This window comes from Flavobacterium sp. PL12 (assembly GCF_039123485.1).
Lineage (GTDB): Bacteria > Bacteroidota > Bacteroidia > Flavobacteriales > Flavobacteriaceae > Flavobacterium > Flavobacterium weaverense.
Window position 1 is genome coordinate 1 of sequence record NZ_JBANDI010000017.1, and the last position, 23,219, is coordinate 23,219.

22 protein-coding genes and 1 tRNA gene are annotated in these 23,219 nt (G+C 32.0%); 6 read left to right on the forward strand and 17 right to left on the reverse strand.

Translation table 11 applies throughout. From position 1 onward, the window contains the following. Positions 1–333: 333 nt before the first annotated feature. A tRNA-Arg gene (locus RCH19_RS09085) sits at positions 334–407 on the reverse strand. 92 nt (positions 408–499) lie between these two features. On the opposite strand from RCH19_RS09085, the gene RCH19_RS09090 reads away from it, so the two are divergent. Continuing rightward, positions 500–1,012 carry an adenine phosphoribosyltransferase gene (locus RCH19_RS09090; RefSeq protein ID WP_343022955.1) on the forward strand — a complete coding sequence of 171 codons (513 nt, stop codon included), beginning with the start codon at positions 500–502 and terminating at the stop codon, positions 1,010–1,012. On the opposite strand, the gene RCH19_RS09095 is transcribed toward RCH19_RS09090, so the two are convergent. From RCH19_RS09095 to RCH19_RS09110, 4 genes are all read right to left on the reverse strand, one after another. Further along, a complete protein-coding gene (locus RCH19_RS09095; protein ID WP_343022956.1) occupies positions 1,009–1,149 on the reverse strand; it encodes an SsrA-binding protein in 141 nt (46 codons plus the stop codon). The genes RCH19_RS09090 and RCH19_RS09095 overlap by 4 nt on opposite strands. Positions 1,150–1,213: 64 nt before the next feature. Then, positions 1,214–3,088: a M56 family metallopeptidase gene (locus RCH19_RS09100; RefSeq protein WP_343022957.1), complete on the reverse strand. Its 1,875-nt coding sequence runs from the start codon at positions 3,086–3,088 to the stop codon at positions 1,214–1,216. 31 nt (positions 3,089–3,119) lie between these two features. Beyond that, complete coding sequence (locus tag RCH19_RS09105) at positions 3,120–3,497, reverse strand: BlaI/MecI/CopY family transcriptional regulator (RefSeq protein ID WP_343023010.1); 378 nt, start codon at positions 3,495–3,497, stop codon at positions 3,120–3,122. 326 nt (positions 3,498–3,823) lie between these two features. Further along, the gene (locus tag RCH19_RS09110) at positions 3,824–5,041 is read right to left on the reverse strand and encodes an MFS transporter (RefSeq protein ID WP_343022958.1); all 1,218 of its coding nucleotides are present in this window, start codon (positions 5,039–5,041) and stop codon (positions 3,824–3,826) included. Positions 5,042–5,458: 417 nt separating this feature from the next. Here RCH19_RS09110 and RCH19_RS09115 point away from each other — a divergent pair, with 417 nt between their 5' ends. The 5 genes from RCH19_RS09115 (at position 5,459) to RCH19_RS09135 (ending at position 9,280) form a co-directional block, all read left to right on the forward strand. Further along, positions 5,459–6,061 carry a DUF1684 domain-containing protein gene (locus RCH19_RS09115; protein WP_343022959.1) on the forward strand — a complete coding sequence of 201 codons (603 nt, stop codon included), beginning with the start codon at positions 5,459–5,461 and terminating at the stop codon, positions 6,059–6,061. Beyond that, positions 6,061–6,723 carry a TatD family hydrolase gene (locus RCH19_RS09120; protein WP_343022960.1) on the forward strand — a complete coding sequence of 221 codons (663 nt, stop codon included), beginning with the start codon at positions 6,061–6,063 and terminating at the stop codon, positions 6,721–6,723. The genes RCH19_RS09115 and RCH19_RS09120 overlap by 1 nt, the downstream gene beginning before the upstream one ends. A 52-nt stretch (positions 6,724–6,775) precedes the next feature. Further along, positions 6,776–7,492, forward strand: coding sequence for a tRNA threonylcarbamoyladenosine dehydratase (locus tag RCH19_RS09125; protein WP_343022961.1), 717 nt, complete (start codon positions 6,776–6,778; stop codon positions 7,490–7,492). Between the two features lie 211 nt (positions 7,493–7,703). After that, complete coding sequence (locus tag RCH19_RS09130; RefSeq protein WP_343022962.1) at positions 7,704–8,378, forward strand: HAD family hydrolase; 675 nt, start codon at positions 7,704–7,706, stop codon at positions 8,376–8,378. A gap of 56 nt (positions 8,379–8,434) precedes the next feature. Then, on the forward strand, positions 8,435–9,280 hold the full coding sequence (locus tag RCH19_RS09135) for a DUF2911 domain-containing protein (RefSeq protein WP_121926430.1): 846 nt from the start codon (positions 8,435–8,437) through the stop codon (positions 9,278–9,280). Positions 9,281–9,672: 392 nt separating this feature from the next. Here the strand turns inward: RCH19_RS09135 and RCH19_RS09140 are convergent, their stop codons facing one another. The 12 genes from RCH19_RS09140 to RCH19_RS09195 all read right to left on the reverse strand — a co-directional run bounded on the left by RCH19_RS09140 (position 9,673) and on the right by RCH19_RS09195 (position 23,079). Continuing rightward, complete coding sequence (locus RCH19_RS09140; protein ID WP_343022963.1) at positions 9,673–11,412, reverse strand: sodium:solute symporter; 1,740 nt, start codon at positions 11,410–11,412, stop codon at positions 9,673–9,675. Positions 11,413–11,532: 120 nt separating this feature from the next. Beyond that, the gene (locus RCH19_RS09145) at positions 11,533–14,064 is read right to left on the reverse strand and encodes a PIG-L family deacetylase (protein WP_343022964.1); all 2,532 of its coding nucleotides are present in this window, start codon (positions 14,062–14,064) and stop codon (positions 11,533–11,535) included. Between the two features lie 161 nt (positions 14,065–14,225). After that, a complete protein-coding gene (locus RCH19_RS09150) occupies positions 14,226–14,750 on the reverse strand; it encodes a hypothetical protein (protein WP_343022965.1) in 525 nt (174 codons plus the stop codon). A gap of 180 nt (positions 14,751–14,930) precedes the next feature. Beyond that, entirely contained in the window at positions 14,931–15,416 is a 486-nt protein-coding gene (locus RCH19_RS09155) for a hypothetical protein (protein ID WP_343022966.1), read from the reverse strand. A 208-nt stretch (positions 15,417–15,624) separates the two neighbouring features. Beyond that, positions 15,625–15,942 carry a hypothetical protein gene (locus RCH19_RS09160; RefSeq protein ID WP_343022967.1) on the reverse strand — a complete coding sequence of 106 codons (318 nt, stop codon included), beginning with the start codon at positions 15,940–15,942 and terminating at the stop codon, positions 15,625–15,627. Between the two features lie 166 nt (positions 15,943–16,108). Further along, positions 16,109–17,929, reverse strand: a complete 1,821-nt coding sequence (locus RCH19_RS09165) for a hypothetical protein (protein WP_343022968.1) — start codon at positions 17,927–17,929, stop codon at positions 16,109–16,111. 85 nt (positions 17,930–18,014) lie between these two features. After that, positions 18,015–19,214 (reverse strand): AI-2E family transporter, encoded by a 1,200-nt coding sequence (locus tag RCH19_RS09170; protein ID WP_121926423.1) that lies wholly within the window; start codon positions 19,212–19,214, stop codon positions 18,015–18,017. 296 nt (positions 19,215–19,510) lie between these two features. Beyond that, positions 19,511–20,041, reverse strand: coding sequence for a mechanosensitive ion channel domain-containing protein (locus tag RCH19_RS09175; protein WP_121926450.1), 531 nt, complete (start codon positions 20,039–20,041; stop codon positions 19,511–19,513). A 7-nt stretch (positions 20,042–20,048) separates the two neighbouring features. Then, the gene (locus RCH19_RS09180) at positions 20,049–20,633 is read right to left on the reverse strand and encodes a Maf-like protein (RefSeq protein ID WP_343022969.1); all 585 of its coding nucleotides are present in this window, start codon (positions 20,631–20,633) and stop codon (positions 20,049–20,051) included. Next, the gene (locus tag RCH19_RS09185) at positions 20,626–21,546 is read right to left on the reverse strand and encodes a geranylgeranylglycerol-phosphate geranylgeranyltransferase (protein WP_343022970.1); all 921 of its coding nucleotides are present in this window, start codon (positions 21,544–21,546) and stop codon (positions 20,626–20,628) included. Before RCH19_RS09185 ends, RCH19_RS09180 begins: the two co-directional genes overlap by 8 nt. Before the next feature lie 248 nt (positions 21,547–21,794). Continuing rightward, entirely contained in the window at positions 21,795–22,322 is a 528-nt protein-coding gene (locus RCH19_RS09190; RefSeq protein WP_343022971.1) for an HAD-IIIA family hydrolase, read from the reverse strand. Beyond that, positions 22,306–23,079 carry a Rossmann-like and DUF2520 domain-containing protein gene (locus RCH19_RS09195; protein WP_343022972.1) on the reverse strand — a complete coding sequence of 258 codons (774 nt, stop codon included), beginning with the start codon at positions 23,077–23,079 and terminating at the stop codon, positions 22,306–22,308. Before RCH19_RS09195 ends, RCH19_RS09190 begins: the two co-directional genes overlap by 17 nt. Positions 23,080–23,219 lie beyond the last annotated feature (140 nt).

Below are 23,219 nucleotides of genomic sequence, written 5' to 3' on the forward strand. Positions count from 1 at the left end.
TATAAAAGCACAGAAAATAAAAATTAAAACATTGGCAATCAAATAGATGAAAAATAAAATCATGCGGATTTATTTTTTATCGGACATTAATGATTTTTTTTAATGAAATCTGTCGACTACTCGAAATTATCGTCGAATTCTACATAATCATTGGCGTGTAAAGAAAATTTTCAAATAAAAAAACTACAGTGTACTCAGTAGTGCATCTAATGGTGTACTAGGACCTATATATGATTTTGATGTTTTTTTTCCCTATATTAGCTCTAATTAGTTGATTTCAGTAGCTATTTCAGTTTTGAGCATAAAAAAACCCCAACATCTGTTGGGGTTTTGTGACCTTGACTGGATTCAAACCAGTAACCTCTTGAGCCGTAATCAAGTGCGCTATTCAGTTGCGCCACAAGGCCATTTGCAGGTGGTTATAATAACCTCATTGCGGGTGCAAAGATAGGTATAAATGTGTAATTTGCAAGAGTAAATTCGTAAAAACTTAAAAAATATGTCATTGCAAAATTATATACGTGATATTCAAGGTTTTCCAAAAGAAGGAATTTTGTTTAAAGACATAACTCCGCTACTAATTGATCCTTTAGCAAGTCAGGAATGCTTGAAATTATTGGTTTCAACTCTAAAAGATAAAAAAATTAATAAGGTAGTAGGAGTGGAGAGTCGTGGATTTTTCTTTGGAACATTGATTGCACAAGATTTAAATGCTAGATTTGTTCCGGTTAGGAAGCCAAATAAATTACCTTTTGAAACTATTTCAGCCACTTATGATTTGGAATATGGTACTGATACTTTGGAAATACACATTGATGCCATACAAAAAGGAGAGCGCATTTTGATTCACGATGATGTGCTAGCAACTGGAGGAACTATAAAGGCTGTTTGCGAATTAGTAGAACGATTGGGGGGTGAAATTGTACAATGCAATTTCATTATGGAATTATCTTTTCTGAACGGAAGAGAAAAAATTAAAGATCAAGAAATATTTGCTGCAGTAACCTATTAATCCAATGCTCTTGTCGTAACATAATAACGAAAACCAATAATAGCCATTTGCCATTTTTTGGCTTTAGCCAAATCTAATCGCTGTTTAGTAAAACTAGGTAATATGAGTTTATTGATTTGAGCTAAGATTTTGAACATGCTTTTTTTTCAAAGATATAAAAAAAGACGGTCTTACTGTTAACCGTCTTTTAATGAAAATATTTTACTGTTTTTTGGTCGTTATTTTTACAAACTTTTTGCCTTCAGCAGATTTGATTACATCCATTTTATCAATGGAGTTTGGATTTATGTTATCTAGCGCTGCTTTCGTTGATTTTACGTCGTCTATGTATATTTCTGCTTCATCTATAATAGCCTCACTTGACTTTACTTTTACATACTGCCTCTTGAACGTTTTCTTACTGAACTGTTTATTATTTAAATTAGTTGGCTCTGTTTTTTCTAAATTCATTTCATATACGTCAGCTTCTAATTTTATGTTTCCTTTCTCATTGCGATTGCTGGTGGATGCTTTTAAAGGAGTGAATGAAAATGTTTTGTCATTTTTTGAAGTGGTAATTGATGTGGATGCTTTATAATTTTCATTCTTAGTTATAATTTCGATTACTCCATCGATTGCTTCTTTACCATACTTTTCAATTGCTTTGTCATTCTTCAAAACATTGACAGTTGCAATAGTGCTAGGATCGACCGAATTTAAATCAAAATCGGGAATTTGTCTTATGCCATTTAATACTATTATTGGTTTCGGTTTCTGGTTATTTGTTTTTACGGAATTTGTGGTTTGTGAGATTCCTTTACTAGAAGTTTCCTGTTCTACTGCGGCATCAATTATTGCTACTTTTTCTTCAGATATTAAGACTGCATCTTTCGCTCTTGTTGAGATTTGAGTTTGGTTTTCGTAAAATCCAATTTCGCCTTTTCCATTTTGGTCAATATTGCGTACAAAACGAATGGGATCTATTCCACTACTTTTAGAAAAATCTTGAACATATTCGTTACCGATGTTGTCTTTATAGAAAATTTTAATTTTAGTAATTTCATTTTTTGAGTTTCTCCTAATTTTTGAAAAAACAAGGTCAATATTTAAACTTTTAGCTGTACTTATATCTTTCGTAAATAGAACATCAGTTGTGTTTTTATTCCAACTAAATTCTAATTCATTTGCAGTAACCTCGCCTTTTAATTGAGTTGACGTTTGTTCATTTCTCTGTTGTGCAACGACCTTAATTTGGAAGAAAATTACAAATGCAATTAGCGCTGGAATAACAACTGCATACTTCCAAGAATTTCTTTTTTTTGATCGATTTTTGTTTAACATAACGATTCGTTTTTTGATTAATGATTGATAAAAATGATTGGTGATTTCAACACAATTTTCCTGCGTTGTTATTTTTAAAAGTGTGAATTGGTATGCTTTTTTGTCTATAACTTTATTTGTTGCTTTTTGATCAGCAATAAATTCTAAATTCTGTAGTATGTCTTTTTTATAAAGCCAAACAATTGGATTAAACCAAAAAACAATACAAAATACCCGAGAAAGTAGAACATCTATAGAGTGTTTTTGCTGACAATGTACTTTTTCATGTTCTAAAATATTTTCTAGTTCAGATGGAGAATATAATGTCGAGTTATAAACTATTGTACTGAAATAGGAAAAGGGAGCTACATTTTCGCTGGTGTCTAATAAATTGTAATCCTCTTGTTTCTGAATTCCTTTTCCTTTAAAAATGGTATTTAAAAGGTAGAAATCTAAAGCGAATTTTAATAGATAAAAGATAAAACCTATGCCGTAAATAACCGCCGAAAGGAAATACCAATTGATTGCATTGGTATTGTCCAATTCATCTGCTGCTGCTGGAATTTTGTTCCAATCGATAACATTATCATTTGTTTCAACAAAAACAGTGTTGGTGTAAAATACTAGAGGAAGAAAAACTGATGTCAGTAAGCCTATTAGGAGAAACCATCTATTTGTTGCAAAGAATGTTTCTTTCCGGAGCAAAAAATGATATGCTAAGTAGAATGTAATTAATAATCCGCTTGACTTTAAAAAGTAGATGAAAAGTTCTTCCATAGTATTCAATTTATAATTTACATACTCTGATTTATAATGAGGTATTCTCTTCTTTTTTATTCTCAATCATTGCCAAAATCTCTCTTAATTCTTCCGCTGAAATTTTTTCCTCTTTGGCAAAAAAAGAAACCATATTTTTATATGAACTATTAAAATAGTTATCGATTGCAGTGTTCATAAATTTCTTTCGATATTCTTCAATAGGCACAATAGGGTAATACTGATGCGTATTTCCAAAAGCATTGTAGGCAACATAACCTTTTTCCTCTAGATTTCGAACCATTGTAGATAAGGTGTTATAATGCGGTTGATCTTCAGTTATTTCAGCCATTACTTCTTTAACGAAAGCTTTTTTGAGCTTCCATATAATGTGCATGATTTCTTCTTCCTTATTGGTTAATTTTTGCATCGGTATATTTTTTTTCATCTTGAACTTGTAAGAAAAACAAACGTACAACTATATTTCTAGTTTACAAACTATTTTTGTAGTTTGTAAACTATTTTTGTAGTTTGTAAGATTTTTTGGTAAGTTGAATAACTTAATATTAAGTTTCGATAGGGACGAGCGAGTGCTCCTGTAAACGATTTTGCGTGAGGGATTGAAGAGGAAATCGCACGATATTTAGCGTGGATTGAAACGTAAAGCCCGACAGCATTTATATAAGGGGCTAATTAACGCCTCCGTTGATTAGCCCCTTTTATGAATGGAGTCACGCCCAAATTAATAAAGTTATTTTAGCTTTGTTCTTGTCGCACCAACTTTTGAAGCCAGATGCATCCAGCCACTGACAGAATTCCAAAAGTTCCCATTACAAACCAATTGGCTTGATATCCAAAATTTGCTATTACTTCAAGTCCTGTTTTTGAACTGGCAATGTGGGCCAGACTAAAACTCATTGTAAACAACGCCATGTAGCGTCCTTCATGTCCTCTTGGTGCTCTACTTAATGCAAATGAATTCGAGAATGGGAAAATAAACATCTCTCCAAAAGTGATAAAAAGAATGCTCACAACGAGCATTCCTGCCCAAATATTAATCATTAAAACATAAAAGCTTATGGACATCAACACGCAACCCCACAGAATAATCTTGATTTTATCAATTCCTTTTCGTTGGCTAGCGCTGACAATGGGCATCTCGAGAAAGAAAATAATCAAACCATTTAGTGATAGTAAAAGTCCACTTTGAAGTTCGCTTAAACCAAATTTTTCATTGTGATAGAGCGGTAATGTGGTGAAAAGTTGAAAGAAAAGCATAGCTGTAACAAAACAAATAAATAGAAATATCCAGAATATTTTATCTTTAAATACAGATGCTGGAATTTCGGTTTCGGCGTTGTTTACTGCCAAATCTGCTGGAACTTTGCGCTCTTTTACAAGCACTGTGAAAATTAATATAGATACAATACATGAAGTTCCATCGACCCAAAACAAACCGCTATATCCTAAATTCATGATAATTAAACCACCCAAAGCAGGTCCTGCAGTGAACCCTAAATTGACTGCTAAACGAACTAAAGTCAGTGCTCTCGTGCGATTTTCAGGTTTTGCGTAAGTCCCTAATGAGACAAACATTGCGGGACGAAACATGTCCGCGACTGTCATAATGAAGAACATGGCAAAACACAATCCCCAAAAAGTGCGCACATATTGCACCGCATACAAAAGCAATCCACTGGTTAATAAACTAAAAACCATGATTTTATAGAATCCTATTTTATCAGATAATTTACCACCAAGCCACGAACCTAACATCGAACCGGATCCAAAACAGACCATAATCCATCCTACTTGCTCATATGAGAAGCTCAAATCTTCCTTTAAATATTTAGATAAAAAAGGCAAAACCATCGTTCCCGCACGATTTATAAATGTGATAAGAGTCAAAATCCATATCTCTCTTGAAAATCCTCGGTAATTATTGATGTAGCGACTAAAAGCTGTTTTAAGCATAAGTAGATTTTGTATGACGCAAATTTACAATGTTTTTTTGTAGCTATTTCCAGCTATTCGCTACAATCTTTTCTTTTTTTAGATTGCTTCGTTCCTCGCAAATCCAAAAAAAATAAAAGGATTTTTGCTGCTATCTGGGCTAGGGTTTAGTGTAAATTAGACTATTTTGTTTATAAATAACGATCAATAGTAAAGCCGTACTTCTGCTCATTGACTAAAAAAATGTAAATATTTAGATTCTTTAAATCTGTATTTATCTGCTTAATCCGTTTTATCCTCGTTCCCTACTTATCTTATTAAGCATATGATATTGTTTATATTTTGAACTGCATCTTCACTATGTCGTGATGTAATACAAGAAAATATAATAATTGTTCCTTTCTAACTTTTACCTTATTTTTGTATCAAAATAGTCACATGAGAATAGTATCAATTTTTATTTTTTTAGTTCAATTTCATTTTGGTTTTGGGCAACAGCAATTCGACACTGCTGCTGTTATAAAATTTCAAAACGAATTAAATGCCGAGTATGCGGATTCTAAAACTAGTCCGCTGATGGCTGAGGATTTAGCGACATTTAAATCATTAGAATTTTACCCCGCAAATGAAACATTTTATGTGGTGGCAAAGTTCGTGCGAACTAAAAAAGAGAAGCCATTCGAAATGAAAACTTCCACTGATAGAAAACCAATTTATGTGAAATATGGAGAAGTGTATTTTAAAATTAATGGTTCTGATTTTAAATTAAATGTTTATAAGAACATTGCACTTTCAAAACAAGAGAATTATAAAGATCATTTGTTTCTTCCTTTTTCAGATCTTACTTGCGGTAACGATAGTTATATAGGTGGAAAATATATTGATTTGAAAATTCCCAAAGGCAAAACAATTGCAATTGATTTCAACACTTCATATAATCCATATTGCGCCTACAATCATAAATATTCCTGCCCAATTGTTCCATTAGAGAATGATCTAAATATCGAAATAAAAGCAGGTGTTAAAAAATTTCATTATTAATGGATTTCTTTAATTTACATACTCATCAAGGTACTAATCGCACTGAAGTAGTGGAATTAGTAAATCAATATCCTCAAGAATTTAATAGAGATATTCCTTTTTACTCTATTGGGATTCATCCTTGGTACATCAATGAAGAATCTTTGGAGGTAGATTTGGTAATTATCGAAAGTAAATTACAAACCGAAAATTGCCTTGCATTAGGAGAGTGTGGATTAGACAAACGAATTGATGCTCCTTTCGAATTGCAACAAATGGTTTTTGAGCGACAATTGCTTTTAGCGCAAAAATATAGTAAGCCAGTTGTAATACATTGTGTTGCCGCGTTTCAAGAAGTGATAGAAATTAAGAAGCGGCTTAATATTTCAGTTCCGTTAATTATTCACGGATTTTCTAAAAACCAACAAATTGCGACTCAATTAATAGGCAGTGGTTTTTATCTTTCCTTTGGTAAATATCTAGTACAATCTGCCAGTCTTGGCACTGGACTGGAAGAAGTTTTCAAAAAAATTCCAGAAAACCGCATTTTTCTCGAAACAGATACTATCGATAAAGGTATTGAAACTGTTTACGAGTTGGCTTCAAATATAAAAGGAATCTCAATGACTGAAATGCAAGAAATCATTAGTAGAAATTTCGAAGCAGTATTCGAAAGAAAATAGAAAAAATTAAAAATATAATATTCGTACGAGAATAATAAACAAGTAGTGTAGAATGGCAGAGTGGATGGAGAGAAGTGAACTTCTATTTAAAAAAGAAGGTATAGATAATTTACAAAAAGCAAACGTTTTAGTTGTCGGTTTAGGTGGCGTTGGCTCTTTTGCAGCGGAGTTTTTAGTAAGAGCAGGAGTAGGAGCAATGACAATTGTTGATGGTGATGTGGTTGATATTACCAATATAAATAGACAATTGCCTGCCTTGCATTCAACCGTTGGTAAGTCAAAAATAAAATTAGTTGGAGATCGCTTAATGGATATTAATCCTGAGCTGAAACTAACGAGAGTAGAGGAATTTCTCTCTCCAGAACGTGCATTCGAAATTGTAAGTGACGAATTTGATTATGTTTTGGATTGCATTGATAGTGTAACTCCTAAATTGAATTTAATTATTGGTGCAAAGCGCAAAAGAGTAAAAATTATTAGTTGTATGGGTGCTGGTGGTAAACTGGAAGCTGCAAAAGTAAAGGTTACAGATATCAGTAATACTGTAAATTGCTTTTTGGCAAAAACAATCCGCCGACGATTAAAGGAAGTCAAAATTGATAAATTAAAAGTTGTTTTTTCGTCAGAAATCCAAGACGAGGCCAGTTTGAAAATGACCGACGGGTCTAATTATAAAAGATCGTTCTACGGAACTAATAGCTATATGCCGGGATTGTTTGGTTTATATGCAGCAGAAACGGTGATTAGATATTTATTAAAGAAGGAGTGATCAGTGAACAGTGGTCAGTGTTCAGTATTCAGTATTGAGTAATCAGTATTCAGTTTATAGAGTGTTGAGTGGTCTAATTTTTTTTTAGTAGTTAGTAGTAAAAAAAAAACACTTTTTTCCTTAGCCTCTTCTGGCAAAAAAGAACTTGCACAAGAATTAGAAATTAATTAAAAAAGACTTCGTGTCTTAGCGCCTTCGTGGCAAAACAATAATGATACAAACTGTAATTTTTGATATGGATGGTGTAATTGTAGATACAGAACCCGTCCACCGTTATGCATATTTCAAACAATTTCAAGAGTTGAACATTGATGTAACTGAAGAAATGTATACTTCGTACACCGGTTTTTCGACACGAAATACATTTCAAAGATTAAAAGAAGTATTCACAATCGAGCAAGAAGTTGAAGATTTAATTCAGCGCAAACGAACTATTTTCAATGATGCTTTTGACAATAAGGAAGATTTAGAATTACTCGAAGGCGTGGAGCAATTGATTATAGATTTGCACAAAAATGGAATGCAATTGATTTTAGCTTCGTCGGCATCAAAAGTTACGATCGAACGTGTTTTCAGTAGATTCAAGTTATATGATTATTTTACTCATTTAGTCAGCGGTGAAGATTTTCCAAAATCGAAACCCGATCCCGCTATTTTCGAGCACGCAGTTACCTTATCAATTGCTCCAAAAATGAATTGTATTGTTATCGAAGACAGCACTAACGGAATTAAAGCGGCTAAGGCAGCTGGAATTTTCTGCGTGGGTTATAATAGCATTCATTCTGAAGCGCAAGATCTATCTCAAGCGGACCTGATTGTAAATCACTTTAATGAATTAGATTTCAATACAGTAACGAATATTCATTCTAAATTAAGAAGTATTTAACAAATATGAATAAGCGAAGTTGTAATTTTGCCAATCATTAAAAAAAACCAAGAACTATGAAAAAAATAATTATTGTCTTAGCTGTATTTTTAGCAAATTTTGCAGCTGAAGCTCAAATTCAAACGCCTCAATCGAGCCCAAAAGCAACAATAAATCAATCAGTAGGATTGACTGATGTTGAAATTAATTATTCAAGACCTAGCGCTAGAGGTAGAGCAGTTTTTGGTAATTTAATTCCTTTCGGAAAAGTATGGAGAACAGGAGCAAATGAAAACACAACAATATCTTTTAGTGATAATGTAATTATAGATGGTAAACCTTTGAAAAAAGGGAAGTACTCAGTATATACAATTCCGAAAATTGAAAGTTGGGATATAATTTTCTATAAAACTACCGATAACTGGGGTAATCCAGAAGAATGGAAAGAAGAAAATATAGCACTAAAAGCAACTGTTAAACCAGAAACTTTAAATAAAAGTGTAGAGACATTTACTATTGGAATAAGCGGTTTAGATAACAACTTTGCATTTTTAGAAATCTCTTGGGAGAATTCATATGCTGCTTTAAAATTTGAAGTTCCAACACAACAAAAAGCAACAGCTAATATTGATAAAGCATTATCAGGTCCTGCATCTGCTGATTATTTTTCTGCAGCACAATTTTTGTTTCAATCGAACGGTGATAATACAAAAGCTTTAGAGTATGTAAATAAATCATTGGATATGACAAAAGATAAACCTTTTTGGTATACAAGATTGAAGTCACTGATTCAAGCAAAAGCTGGTGATAAAAAAGGTGCTATTGATACTGCTAAAGCTTCACTTGCAGCAGCTGAAGCAGCAAAGAATCAAGATTACGTTAAAATGAATAAAGACAGCATCGCTGAGTGGAATAAAAACTAAGATATTTAGTTTACCATAATTTAAATCCCGTCTAGATACTATTCTAGACGGGATTTTTTTTAATGTACTTCGATCGAAAGACATTAAGATTTTCTTATAAAGTATCGTTTAATGCTATAATAAGATAATTACCAAGTTGGATCCTATTGCTACTACGATCTTTTGTCCCAAATTAAATTAGCTATTTAAATAGGTGCAGCTTTTTAATTTAAGTTGGAATAGTACTATTTTATTAAATTAAAGTATAATGCTAGTATTCTTTGAACTTTGAGCTAATCAGCTTAATCATGCATAATTTCTAGACCACAAACTATTTCAAAAAAGAACCGCAGATTCAATACTTACTGTATGTGAATCTGCGGTTTAATTATTGTATGTTAGCAATGCTAGTTTTAGATAACATTTGGGTCTAAAAGAGTAGCTTTTTGCTTTCTGAAAATTGTCCATTGTAGCAGTAGCGAAATAACTATTGTCAAAGTCGCACCTATAAAGTTCAACCATAAGTAACCTAGTTTTTCTTGTCCGCTTGGATAAATATAAATCGCGTAGTAGTAGATGATGAATATTGTAGATTGACTTATTAAAGCACTATAAAATATAGCTTTGGACTGTACATTTTTTAGATAGAAGCCAACTAAGAAAATTCCAAGTACTGTTCCGTAGAATATGGAACCAATTATATTTACTAACTGTATTAAATTTTCGAACAAAGTTCCTACACAAGCAAATAGAATTGCAATAACTCCCCATAACAAAGTGAAAAATTTAGTAGCGTACAAGTAGTGACGATCTGATTTTTCTCCCTTTACATTTCGTTTATAGATATCAATTGCTGTTGTGGAAGCAAGTGCATTTAATCCAGATGCTGTAGATGACATCGCAGCTGAAATAATTACTGCTAATAGTAATCCAATAAGACCTCGCGGTAAATAATTTAAAATAAAGTGAAAAAAAACGTAATCCTTGTCGTTAGTTTCACTGTTACTATCGGCTTTTAGAATAATTTCCTTCGCACGATCTCGTAAATCTTTTTCTTTATTAGATAACGCAATCAACTCTTTTCGAAGAATTGGATTGTCATAATCTTGGTTCAATTGATCGATGTACAATAAATTGATGACTTTTTTATCTTCAGACAGATCGTCAAGCTTTTTTTCTAAATCATTATATTCGCCCTTAAAAGCTGATTTCTCAATCATCGCTTTATTGTTAGGATTGAAATTTAATGGTACAGGATTGAATTGGAAAAAGACAAAAACCATTACTCCAGTTAGTAAAATAAAGAACTGCATTGGCACTTTCAAAAGTCCGTTCATAATCAGTCCCATTTGGCTTTCCTTTACCGATCTACCAGAAAGGTATCGTCCCACTTGCGATTGATCCGTTCCGAAATAGGCTAAAGCCAAGAAAAAACCACCTGTTATACCACTCCAAAAAGTATATTTTTCTTCTGGATCAAAAGAGAAATTTACAATATTCATTTTGTCATTTGCACCAGCAATATGAAGGGCGCTTGTAAAAGTCATATCATTAGGTAAATAATGTAATATCAGGAAGAAAGTAATAAACATCCCCGACATGATTACAAACATTTGTTGTTTTTGAGTAACATTCACTGCCTTCGTCCCTCCTGAAAATGTATATATAATTACTAAAACTCCGATTACGATATTCATATAAGTAAGATTCCAACCTAAGATTGCTGACAAAATAATGGCGGGAGCGTAAATGGTTAATCCAGTTCCCAATCCTCTTTGAAACAAGAACAGAATGGCGGCAAGAGATCTTGTTTTTAAGTCAAATCGTTTCTCAAGATATTCGTAGGCGGTATACACTTTGTATTTATGGTATAACGGTATGAACGTTACGCAAATAACCACCATCGCGATAGGAAGTCCAAAATAAAATTGAACAAACCCCATTCCGTCGTGGTATGCTTGTCCCGGAGTAGAAAGGAACGTAATTGCGCTCGCTTGTGTGGCCATCACAGAGAGTCCTACAACATGCCAAGGTGTTTCATTGTTACCTAAAATAAAGTCCTCAACATTCTTACTTCCTTTAGTTTTCCAAGCACCGTAGATTACAATAAATAATAAAGTAACGATAAGTATAATCCAATCAAATAACTGCATAATTTAAGAGTATAATTTCATTATAAAATAAAAAAACATGATATAGATAGCATTAGCCAACAGCACCCATGTATAGTTTTTTTTCCAGGTTTTTAATTTTTTTGGTTCCATCTTATTTTATTATTTCTTAGTGTTTGATTTCGAATCTTTCTCCACGGAGGAAAGTGAAATAATGTTAGCTAATAATTTATATGCTCCTGTAACTCCTTCAGGAAGTTCTCTAAAAAAACTTAAGCCAGTGTAAACATAATTACCTTTTCCGTATGGAGCGATAAGTAATGCGCCATTTTTAGGAGTTTCACCCGTATCATTTGAAGAAAGAATAGGAGTGAAGGCCTTATCGAATTCATTAGGATAATAAAGTCCTTGCTCTTGTTTCCAACCCGTGAAATCTGCAGTAGTAATTTTGTTTGGGAAATTTAAGACATTATGATCAGGCGCTAAAAATCTAACTTCTGCATCTTCCTCAGTAACTCGATCTTTAGATAGTTTTAATGGATAAGGCGCAATATTATCAGTGACTAAATCTCCATTAGTGTTGTATTGTACGACCATCGTTTTCCCAGATTTCACAAAATCAAAAAGAATATTTTGTTTAAAAGCCAAAGCGTTAATGGTATTGTAAGCCCGAACTCCAGTAATAACAACATCAAAATTTTCTAATTTCTGCGCGGTAATTTCGTCTGCTTTTATTAATGTCACCGTGTAGCCCATTTGACGAAGACTATTTGGAACTTCATCGCCAGCTCCCATAATATAAGCAATACGTTCATTACTGGTTTTTAGATCAGTTCTTATCAATTTAGACTCCGCTGATTGTAAAACTTGCTGCTTCGTAATATGGTCGTAATTGATGAAAATTTGTTCTTTATCAAATCTTTTATTATCGATAACAGCGACACTTTTCAATACAGCTTCATCCGCTGAAAGCGGCGGAGTTACTTGAAAAGAAACGGTTTGTTCTGTTCCCTTTTTAGCAATCGTAAAAGAAATAGATTGAGGAGAGACTTGCCAGTTTTTTGGCAACTCTAATTGTAAATTTCCTTTAACATCTTCTTTACCTGATTTGATTTTTACGACCACAGTTTTAGCTTTATTATCTGTAAAAAGTAAAACTTTATTTTCGATTGAAGTTGTGACTTGAGGTACAATATCAAGGTAGTTATATACTTCTCCTTTTACATCATCATTATACTTGTAAATTACGGTACGCTCATAGGGAATTGCTACTCCATTTATTTTAAGGTTAAAAACTACTTTTACATCACGAATTATGTCTGGAATCCCTATATTTTCTTGATCATTTACAGTGTACATTCCCACCGTTCCATTATCTTTTAGCCAATACGGTTGTGTATAATTTAGAGACTCGGGCAATTTTAAATCTAAGCTAATATTATTTACAATATTATTTTTTAAATCGCGATTCTGTGTTGTAGTACTATTGTTTGGCAATGAAGTTGTACTTGTTAGTTCAATGGAATTAGAACTTCTATTAATAGCTTCAATTTTCACTTTAATAGTGCTTCTTGGTGTTGCTTCTTGAATTTGAGCAACCGCTTCAAGATACAAGCCAGCGCATGAAGCAATAGCTTCTTTGATTTCTGCTAATTTTAATGGAGCCCAATGATTTTCATTTAATGCTTGAATCATTGAGTAGGCTTTCGCCAAATTCGGAATGCTTGCTGAGGGATTTTTGAAATCATATTCTTTTGCAATCTTTGTCAATAACTCGCCAATCGGTTTTCCACCTTTTACACGATTCCAAGACGTATCAATTCCTTCAAAAAGTGATTTTTTATCTTTTAATGCATCACCGTTTATAAATTCTAAATATTCAGTTTCTTCGCCTCGCACTCCTGTTGAGCCAAAGCCCTGTGATTGATGACGACTTCTACTTAATGCCGCAATTTCTTGATTTGATTTTCCAATTGCAGGATAATATACTCCTGTTTCTATAGCGATTAGGTTGGTTTTGTCAGCTGCATTAAATTTTTCTATGCTTCCATAAAACCACCAGGAACTATTAAAAAATTGGCGTTTACTTTGCCAAGGCTTTACAAATTTAAGTTGGTCAGGAAAAATAGTTGGATTATTAGCTAAGTTAAAACTTTCGACACTCAACATAGCAGATGCAGTATGATGTCCGTGAGTTGTTCCCGGTGAGCGATGATCAAAACGATTTACAATAACATCGGGTTGAAATTTTCTAATAGCCCAAATAACGTCAGCTAAAACTTTTTCCTTATCCCAAATTCGCAAGGTTTCTGTTGGGTTTTTAGAAAAACCAAAATCATTTGCTCTTGAGAAAAATTGCTCTCCGCCATCTATTTTTCGAGCTTCGATAAGTTCTTGAGTTCTGATAACGCCTAATAATTCTCTTAATTGAGTTCCTATAAGGTTTTGTCCTCCATCGCCGCGAGTTAAAGACAAATAGCCTGTTCTAGCTTTTTGTTCATTCGATAAATATGAAATTAATCTAGTATTTTCGTCATCTGGATGCGCTGCAATATATAATACCGAACCAAGAAAGTTAAGCTTCTCGATCTTATTGAATATCTCAACTGAATTAAGTTTTTTAGGATTTTGTGCAACTGTAATGTGTAAACATAAAAGGAACGCTGTGAACGTAAGAATTTGTTTTTTCGGCATTATTTAAAATTTAGTTTGCAATAGCTTCAAATGTAAGTATTAAATGTTTTTTTTAGAAATCTTTTTTAATTTCTTTATTATTTTGAAATGAATTAAAATAAAAAGAGAGAAAACTATAATTAGCTTTCTCTCTCTTTATTTTAATAAAATAACTTTAAAAATTAGTCTCTATCGTGGTGACCTCTGCGTTTATCATGATCATTATCTTTTCTTTTATAATTTCCATGTTTTTTGTATTTTCTATCGTCGTGATCGTATCTTTTTCTGTTGTCATGTCTATTGCTTACATAAACTCGACGGTTATTATTATATCCGTTATGTCTATAATCATTACCTCTATAACCTTTATAATATTTTACTTTATGATTTCTAAAATTATTATAAGGTCTTGATCCGCGATAGTCATTTAATACTACTTTATATCCACCGTATAAATCGTAATTTCTATATTGTCCAGGAAGGTATCTTGAGCGCATCCATCTACCATTTCCGTAGTAGATAAATTGTGTAGCGCGTACATCATAATAGGCTTCAACATCTGGTAAATAATAGTAATCTGCATCGGCATAACCAACGGGAGCCCATGCTGGAGCTCTACCAATGTTAACGTTCACTGAAACTTGTGCTTGAATTGTACTTGAGGCAAAAAGGATAATTCCTAAGGCGATTAGTTTTAATGTTTTCATCTTTCTTTATTTTAATGGGGAAACTTATTTTAGTAAAACGATATATCTATTTGTACTTTTTCAACAAGCATGCCAAGGTGGTAGAATTAACATTTTTTTAAGAACTATAAAACAAATATAAGATTGTAAAAAAAAAGAACCTTAAGCTAAGGTTCTCATTTTGTGCGTAGTATTTTAGATTTAATTTTTGTGTTTGTCATGATTTTTTTTTCCTTTCTCATAACTTTTATTCTTGTTTTTATTGTAATCGCTATTTTTATGCGCTTTACTTTTGTGTCCGCGGTAATAACCAATATTTTTTTGTGGTTTACCTTTGTATCCTTTGTAATATTTTACTTTATGATTTTTAAAGTGATTGTAAGGAGTTCTACCATGATAGTCATTTAGAACAACTTTGTAGCCGCTGTACAAATCATAATTTCTATAACGAGTAGGTAAATTTTTGGCACGAATCCATTTTCCATTTCCAAGGTAAATAAACTGGGAATTCTTTACATCATAGTATGATTCAACGTCGGGTAAATAATAATAATCTACTGCCGAATATCCTGCAGGACCCCAAGCTGGAGGAGCACCAAGATTTACATTTACAGATACTTGTGCTTGCGCTAAATTAGCTCCTGCTATAAATAGTACACCTAGTACTAATAATTTTATTATTTTCATTTCTTATATTTTTAGATTAATAATTTTATTTTCTTATTCTACTTCAGAGCCAATAACCATGCCATGTTAAATTATAGTGACTAATAATTAAAAATCGAATTTTAGTTTAAATCAGTTCGAGAGCTAGTAAATTATTAACACAGAAAATAATACATAAAAAAAAGGAAATGATTTATCATTTCCTTTTTTTTATGCATTTGTTTTCCGATTATAGTAACAAAATCAATAATAAAACAATTATAATAATCGCACCAATAGATAAATAAACACCATTTCCTGATGATTTCAAGTCTGCTTTAATAGTGCGTACTTCTTTACGCAACTCTTTTCTTTCTGCTGAGTTCAAAGAAGACTTATCCATAGCCTTAATTTCTTCCAGACGATTAAGCATTACCTTAACTTCTGCAGGAACCTCCTTCGGAGTATTACTAATAGAAGTAGGGTTTTTTTCAGCTGCAAATACTTGACTTGGAATAACTCCTAATGATAATACCATCATCATTAAATAAAAGGTAACTTTTTTCATTTGTTTTGGGTTTTAATTATGAATTTAAATCACATAAAAGTAGTAAATAATATTTTAATATTTTTTATATAATTAAGGGATTTCGTTATATAATTTACATTTTATAATTAGAACGTAAAATAGTTTTTTATTAGTTTAATCGTCTGCTATTTAAAAATTTAATCTATTACTTATAGATAACAGTTCGTGGTTTTGCCAATTCGAAATCTTGAAAACCAAAATCTGTGGTTTCAAATGAATTGGTTTTAAAAACATTTTGTCCATCACCCGGAATTGAAGGGTAGTAGCTAAGTGAAATTTGAAACGAACTAAATACTAAATAATCATTATTTATAATAACGCCTATGCCCACTTTAGAATACGCTTTACTTTGTAATATTCCTCTCGTTGCCGTTCCCAACATAGCAATTGAGTAGTTGAAATAAGGATTAATTCGGAAACCCCACAAATCCCAAGGAGAATAAAACTGGGTTTGCGAAGTTAAAATAGCCTTCTTAGTTCCGTATTCGGCCATTTTGAATCCATTTAAACCATAATCGTCATTGATAGATACTTGATCGCCCATTATTTCTACACGATTTGAACCCAGAACAAGCTGTGGTTTTACAAACTGCCTTAGTTTCCATCTACCTACTGTCATTAAATTTGTGAAATAATTAGCTTGAAAAGAAAAAGCAGTTTGCTCAGCATTTGACTTTTCGAAAAAACTACCAAATTCAAAATTTGCACTTAAGAAACCCCATGAATAGAAGTTACCAAAAGCTGCTCTGGCTCCTAAATAGTATCGATCTTTGTTATTTTTATATTGATAACCTCCAGTCAAGCCGTATATTTTACCAATAGGTACATCCTCAATTGTTCCGTTTTGAAATATATAACGATCTCTAATAAATTTACGAGAAGAAATACCAATACCTATTAATGCCAATTTTTCGCTTGAATAAAAGTCGGTATTATCATATTCGAACGTCGGACTTTCTAGATACTTAACATTTAAAAAGCGCGCTGACGTAATTAAATTCGTAGTTCGTTCTCTCTCGGTGTTTCCTTTAAAAAGTTTAAAAGCATGTCCAGCCCAAACGTCATGTGTACTATATTTAAAGTTCTGGAAAGCATAAACTGAATTCGAATCTTGTAAACTGTCCTTTCTAAATTGCTGATCTAAGTAAATTCCTCCTGCCCATTTTGTGAGCGGTGAATAAAATGGTCGATCAATAGCAATACTTTTACCGTAATAATTATCTAAATCTATTTGGTAACTTATTTTAGTGCTAATGAAAGTATTTTTAATATTTGGTACGGTGTAAGCAACATTGTAAGCACTTTTACCGTCACTAAATCTATTTTTAAATTGATTTTCTAATTGGTGACCTGTTCCTAAAATATTACGCTCTATAATTTTTAGATTTACTTTCGAACTAGAAACAGAACCTTTAGGAATAAGGCTCCAAGAATCTAAAACGCGTAATGTAATATCTACAGAATCTTTATTGTTGTTTATTAAGTCAGGTGCAATATCTACACGATTAATATAGCGTTGCGATCTCACTAAACGTTCTGACTCTTTAACTAAATATGAATCAAAACGCTCATTCTTTTTAATTAGCAACAAATTCATTATTGCGAATCTTTTTGTTTTTAGGTGTGCTTTATTACCAGTTCTTTCAGCCCAGTTTTTAGGTTTTCTTAAAGTATCAATTTCAGAATATCCAAAAGGATCTAACGTGATAATATTAATATTTCTAATAATCTTACCTTCAAATTTGGTGTAATCTTTTTGAACATCTTGAAGTGCTTTCTTGTTTAAATTAGGAGATCTAAATACGAGCTTATGCATCAACTTGGTAAACTTATTCTTTTTCGAATAGTTTTTTATGTTGTCATAAACTTTAGACGTATCCTTTTTTACACCTGTTTCCTGAGCAAAAGATACTTGGAAACAACTGAGTAGAATTACAAGGAAATAGAAATTTATTTTATTTTGCATAGTCTAATTATAAACTCAAAAATAATATAATAAGTAGAAAAAAAGTTCTTTACGGTCAAAGTAACTATCTATAATTCCTAGGAAATTATTGATCTGTTCTATCAGGATTATTTTCAGTCGTAGTTTCAGTAAAAACTGGAACTATAACATCAGCTTTTATAAAGTTAACTTCACTTTGCTGCTCTTCGTCAAAAAGTGGCAACTTAATTTTACGCCACGTGTACGTTCTGGGAAGATGGTCTCCCATTAAATAGCCCCAAGGTTCTAATGATTCCACGCGATCAAAAATAACTTTCAAGATTGCTATAATAGGTAATGCTAAAAACATTCCCGAAACTCCTGCAATTGCTCCGCCTATAATAATTCCGATGATTGAAATAAAGGCATTGATTTCTACTTTTGAACTTACGATTATTGGGACAAGAATATTGTTATCAATTAACTGAACGACTATAGTGATCACAATCACACCTATAATTATTGAGAGATCTGGAGAGCCAGTAAGTGATGCTAAAATACTAAGTAATCCAGCAAAAAGAATTCCTATGTACGGGATAAGATTTAGTATTCCTGTAACAATTCCTAGTAATACAGCATACTTTAAGCCAATTAACATGAAACCAGCTGTAGTCATTATCGCTATCAAAACTGTTTCAATTATAAGTCCAACAATATAGCTATTGATTGCTACTCTTATATTTGTCAATATGTTTTTTAATTGTTCGTGATTTTCTTTTTTAATTAATTTAGATAAAAAAAGTAAAAAGTGAGTTCTATATAAAAGAATTAAAAAAGTATAAATAGGTATTAAAGTCAAGTTTACAAGAGTGTCTGTGAAAGACATCAACGTACTGCCTATCATTTCTTTACCTTTTGCCATAGAATCTTCAGTGGCTGTGTCAATGTATTTCTTCTGTTCGCTAGAACTTAAATGGAAATTATCTCTTATAAAGCCTTGAATGCTATTTAGATGAATATTAAAATTGCGCTCAATCTTATCAAAATCATTGACGAAATCACTGATTTGGAAGGATAAAAAAACAAACAGTCCAATAAAAACTAATACGAATATCACGACCGCTAACATAACTGCTATCACATGTGGTAAACGAATTTTTGATTTGAAAAACTGGACAACAGGATAAAGTAAAATCGCAAACAAAAAGGACATCATCACTGGTATCAGTATATCTTGTGCGATATAAAATATAAAAGTCAGTGAAATTAATCCTAGTAAAACTAGAGTCAATTTAGCATAAAACGGTAGTTTCAAGTTCTCGTCCATTGTTGTTTTGTGTTTCGTTAAAACGAACTAATTTTCAGTTGTTTTCAATTGACAAATATGTGATTAAATCAAAAGCTATGCATTATATATTTTTAGTCAATACTTATATAATTAAGACTTTGCTAACAGTTGTAAAAAGTACGAAATTTTACAAAACAAAGTGAATTAAAAACTGATTTTAGTAATTGAAAATTTTAATAATATATCGTAATAAAAATTTGAAATAGTAAGTCTAAATTTGGTATCAGGCTATACTTTGTATCGAACTATCAAGATTATTGTATTCGATATGATTATTAATCAACAAATTCTTTATCCTTAAAATGATCTTTTAAAATCGAAATACCTTTTTGTAAAAGTAGATTATTTGGATAAATTATTTGCTCACCATCATAAGTCTTTAAGAAGACATGAAAGGCACTAATATCCACAATCTCAGCAATGATTGGAAAATCTTTATCATGAATTTTAATAACGTCACCTATTTTAAAAGGAAAGGAGAAAAATAAAATAATGCCAGCAGTTATATTACTCAATATGGACCACTGAGCAATTAATGCCACACCCACAACAGTAGTTACGGACGAAAATGCTAAAATAATATCTTTAGTTTGAACACCCCAAATAATTATTAGCGCGATAGCTGCCAAAATATATAAAAACAAGTGCATATACTTGACAACTAAATTAGTTCTATGCTCGAGTGTTTGGTTTGTTTTAGCGTAACGTCGTACGAGTTTTGTTGTTGCCGTTCTAAAGAAAAGAAGCGTCACTAATAAAATTGCACTGGCGATCAATTCCTTTGAGTATTCTTGTAATGCTAAAATCTCCATATTATGTTAATTTAGATAAATAATCGTACACTTTATCAGTTGGCATTCCCATAACGTTAGCATAGGAACCTTCTATTTTTGAAACGCCTATAAAACCAATCCACTCCTGAATTCCATAAGATCCTGCCTTATCGTACGGCTTAAAATTTTCTAGGTAATAGTAAATAGCTTCATCGTTCAGTTCGTTAAAAGTCACTTTTGTGACTTCATGAAGTAAATCAATTTTTTGATTTGTTTTGAAACATACTGAAGTAATAACTTCGTGCGTGCTATTAGATAGTGATTTTAAAATTTCGTAAGCATCTTTTTTATCTTTGGGTTTACCTAAAGCTTTATTGTTATGCCAAACAATAGTGTCGCTAGTAACTAAAATTTCGCCATCTTTTAGTTCTCCTTCAAAAGCGCTCGATTTTAATTCTGCTAAAAAGTTTGTTATTTCTTCTGCCTGGAGTTCTAACGGATAAATTTCTTCAATTTCTTTCAATCGGATTTCAAAATCCAAATCTAAATCTGTAAAAAATTGTTGGCGACGCGGTGAGCCCGAAGCAAGAATTAAACGGTATTTCTTTAATTTATTTTTAAGCATTGTATTTCATATTTAAAGTAATGGCTACGACAGACAAAATTCCGAAAAAAAGCATGTATTTTAAAACTGTACTGAGTGAATGAAAATCTTTTTTAGATTTTGCGCTGATAATTTTAATTGTAAAGTAAAGTAGTGGACCACAAACAAAAAGTAACAGATAGATACTTAGAAAAACTAAGTCTAATAAATATCTATTAAGGTAATAAATAAAAGTTATTAGAGGGATGAAACTCAGGATGAAAACTAGTTTTACAGTTTTTGACTTTCCTATCGCAACTGCTAATGTGTTCATTGACTGATTGCAATCTCCATCTATATCCTCGATATCTTTAACTATTTCCCTATTTAAATTAATGATAAAAGCAAAAATTGCATAGTCAAGTAGAATTGAAAAATACAATCTCATCTCTTGTTGATTGGAAGCAATCGTTGCAGGATATAAATCAAATATTCCTATGATAATTATGCTAAATGAAAGTAAAAGAGCCACAACTATATTTCCGATTAGCATCATTTGCTTTAAACTTGTCGCGTACAAATATAATGTAGCAGCGATTAATATAAAAATAGCGGAAAAGCCTGGTTTTTCAATAACATTTGATAAATAAAAGCCTATGCTGACTCCAATTACAGTAACGACGATATAAATATTATATGCTGTGGTTTCTGAAATTGATTTTCCAACGATAACATCTTGCGGTTTATTATAGTTATCTGTTTCTTGATCATATATGTTATTAATAACATAACCACCCGCGGCTATCAAAACGGTAGACAAAACCATTAGACCATACTGTAAATCAGATAATGCTAACTGAATGTTCTGCATTTTAAAAAATCCATATCTAAAAACAAGCTGCATAAAAGCAAGCATTAATAAGTTTTGATATCGAATTAGTTTTAGGAATTTCATTTAGTAGTGTTCAGTGGTCAGTCTTCAGTGGTCAGTCTTCAGTGGTCAGTCTTCAGTCTTCAGTGGTTAGTTTTCAGTGTTCAATGATTAGTTTTCAGAATTTGAGTACTTAACTTCTTAGTTCTAAAGCATTAATGTTAATAGTACTATTCTTCAAGTTATCAATACAATTTGATCACTGACCACTTTGTTTAAAACTGACCACTGACCAATAAATTAGAAAATAATCACAAAACACTGCTCTTTAATTAATCGTGTTTTCCATTAAAATGAGCCATCCATTTTCCTTGCGCTTTCATAACTTGCTCAATAACATCTCTTGCGGCTCCTTTTCCACCATTTTTATGTGAAATATACTTGGAAATATTCTTTATTTCTGGACTTGCATCTTGCGGGCAAGTTGGTAAACCAACTAATTTCATCACATGGTAATCTGGAATATCATCACCCATATAAAGTACTTGCTCTGGTTTAATATTGTAAACATCAGTATACTCATCAAAGGTTTCCACTTTATCTGGGGTGCCCAAATGGATATCTGTTATGCCAAGATTTCTTAATCGTACGCGAACGCCTTCGTTGCTTCCGCCAGAGATAATGCAAACATTGTAACCACTTTCTACAGCTGCTTTCATAGCATAACCATCGCGAATATTCATTGTTCTTAAAATGTTACCTTCATTGGTTACAAAAACAGAACTATCGGTTAATACACCATCGACATCAAAAATAAAGGTTGTGATGTCGTTCATTATTTCTTTATAACTTTTTGCCATTTTCTTGTATTGATTGTGTTAGTATTTTGTAGATAGTAAGTTGGTTTTCATTCGAAATAAATTGCTCATGCGCATCAATAGTTACTTTATCATTGCGCTTAGCAGGGCCTGTTTGCGCGTCTATAGGTGAAAGCATCATGATTTTGTTAGCTGTTTCGGCAATTAAAGGTTTTAATATATCAAATGGCACATGGTTTTCATCGCAAATTTCATTTCCTATCTGATAAAGGTGGTTTGTAAAATTATTGACAAAAACGGCTGCGACATGCAATGCTTTTCGCTGCTCGGTATTAATTGCAAAAACAGAATTTGAAATTGATTTGGCAACTTTGTCTAAAAGTTGGAAATCAGTTGCGTTTTCGCTTTCTAAACAAATAGGAATGCTGCTGAAATCGACTAATTTGTTTTTAGTAAAAGTTTGCAATGGATAAAAAACTCCTTTTCGATTTTCTTCATTCAAAGCAGTCAGCGGAACACTTCCGGAGGTGTGAACTACTAATCTATTTTTAAAGGGAAGTTGTGAGACCACCTCAGATATTGCATCATCAGAAACAGCAACGATGTACAAATCGGCTTCTACTAAATCACTAAATTCAGTAGCGATTCGATCAAAATCGAGTAAATGTACAAGCGTTTCTCTTTTTCGAGTAAAAGCTTGAATTAGTTCGATCGTTCCGCCTTTTTTCCTTTCTTGTTCGAAAGCGAAAATGAGATGCTGTGCAACATTTCCAGAACCGATAATAATGATTTTGACCATGTGGCAAAATTAGCAAAAAAAATGATAGATTTTTAATTGAAAATTACTCTATTTAAAATTCGTGAATGGTACTAAAATTATGGAACGACAGTTATTTATGGAAGTCTTAATTTTGGTTTAAATTAACAAATGTCAGAATA